The 1917-nt window shown below is 69.1% G+C and carries 3 protein-coding genes; all 3 read left to right on the forward strand.

Annotated features, from left to right (window positions below; all coding sequences use genetic code 11):
- Positions 1-95: 95 nt before the first annotated feature.
- A complete protein-coding gene (locus ACIBEA_RS44485) occupies positions 96-797 on the forward strand; it encodes an XRE family transcriptional regulator (RefSeq protein ID WP_399270273.1) in 702 nt (233 codons plus the stop codon).
- A 15-nt stretch (positions 798-812) separates the two neighbouring features.
- Positions 813-1361 (forward strand): class IV adenylate cyclase, encoded by a 549-nt coding sequence (locus ACIBEA_RS44490; RefSeq protein ID WP_399270271.1) that lies wholly within the window; start codon positions 813-815, stop codon positions 1359-1361.
- Between the two features lie 54 nt (positions 1362-1415).
- On the forward strand, positions 1416-1917 hold a 502-nt coding region (locus tag ACIBEA_RS44495), incomplete at its 3' end, for a transposase (protein ID WP_399270275.1).

Here is a 1917-nt window from a genome sequence, read left to right on the forward strand (position 1 = left end):
AGCACGAGCGCCTCTACCCCACCCCCGACCAGCACGACTACGACCTCACGGCCTGAACAGCGATCTTCCCTCCGGGAGAGCTACACCCATCGAGGATCGCGGGGGCGATCGGGATGACACAGGCCCGCGTCAGCGAAATCATGCGCGACCGCCGAGAGGTGGCCCGGCTGGATGTGTACGAGCGGATCGCGGACGGCCTCGCCATGCCCGACGATGCCCGCCGCCTGCTCGGCCTGGCCCCGGCCCGCGGTCTGCGCGCCGGCGGAGCCGGCTTCGACCTGGCCGTGTACCCGGAAGTCGTGCGGGTCTACGAGACGCAGGCTGCGGCCCGTGACGAAATCCAGCGCCACGCCCGTACCGCGTCTGAGCTCGACGTCCTGGCGGTGCGCGGGCTCGGCCTGATCGGCCTCAACGACTCGCTGTTGCGCGGGGATCTGGCGCGGTCCGGGGTCCGGGTACGGGTGCTGCTCCTGGACCCGGACGCGCCGGTGGTGGAGCAGCGCGCGGCAGAGATCGGGGAGGCCTCGATGTCGCTCGCGGCCGGGATCAGGCTCTCGGGGGAACGGTTACGTGAGCTAGCCGGGGTCTGCGACGTGCAGGTGTACCGGTACGCGATGCTCCCGACGTGGCGCCTGATCCGCGCGGACGACGTCATGTTCGTGAGCGCGTTTGACGCGGGCTGGGAGGGACACGAATCGGCTACCTACAAGGTGGGGTCCACCCCGAACGGGCCGTTCTTCCGGGGCCACCGACGGATGGTCGAGGCCATGATCGCGGGCGCGCAGCGCACGGTGTGAAAGGGGAAGTACAAGGTGATCGAGGCGGAGCTAAAAGCGCGAGTCCAGGACCGCGCCGGGCTGCTGGCGCAGCTGGAGGCCCTGGCCAAGGGGCGGGTGGAGGTATACCGGGACACCTACTACGACACGGCCGACGGCGCGTTGGCCGGGCGGGACGCGGAGCTGCGGGTACGCACGGTGGAGGCCGCGGACGGCACTGCGCGCACGGTGCTGACATACAAGGGCGCGGCCGTGGACGCGGACTCGGGATCCAAGCCCGAGCACGAGACCACGGTGGCCGACGCGGACGCGGTGCACGCGGTGGTGCAGGGACTCGGATACCGGCCGCTCCTCGCGTTCACGAAGGCGTGCATCAACTTCGACCTTGTCATCCAGGGGCGCCGGATGCTGGCCACGGTGGTTCAGGTCCCCGAGATCAACGGCGCGACGTTCATCGAGGTGGAGACGATGACCGGGCGGGGCAGTCTCGATGACGCGCTCGCAGACGTCAAGGAGTTCATCTCCGACCTAGGCATCGACTCTGCTGCGCAATTCGCTGCGGGGGTGGGGGTGGGTCCGCGATGATCGTTCATGGGGGTTGCGTTGTGTCGTGCGACTGTGGAGGTGGGGCGGGTGTCGATGCGGCCGGTGGGGCTGCCGGAGATCCCGGAGCAGACGGTCGGGGTGGCCCAGGCCGCGTTCCCGAAGGGCAGCCTGGCGATACGGGTTCGGGACAGGCTCGCCGGGGTCTTCGCCGATGAGCCGTTCGCCGGGGCGTTCGGGGTGCGGGGTGCTCCGGGCATGTCGCCGGGGGTGTTGTCGCTGGTCACGGTGTTGCAGTTCGCCGAAGACCTCACCGATCGGCAGGCCGCCGCGATGGCGGTGCGGGCCATCGACTGGAAATACGCCCTCGGGATGGAGCTGGCGGACACCGGTTTCGATGCGAGCGTGCTGTCCAGGTTTCGGGGCCGGCTCGCGGACAACGGCATGGAGCGGGTGGTCTTCGACCGGCTCCTTGAGTACTGCAAGGAGGCCGGATTGGTGGCCGGGGATGTCAACTGGTCTGTGTGTGATCGGTGTTGTGCTCTGTGGTCCTGGTTCCTGCCGTGGTTACTGTCGGTTGATGTTGGTCAGAGCGGGA

The sequence above is a fragment of the Streptomyces sp. NPDC051555 genome (assembly GCF_044454405.1).
Classification (GTDB): domain Bacteria; phylum Actinomycetota; class Actinomycetes; order Streptomycetales; family Streptomycetaceae; genus Streptomyces.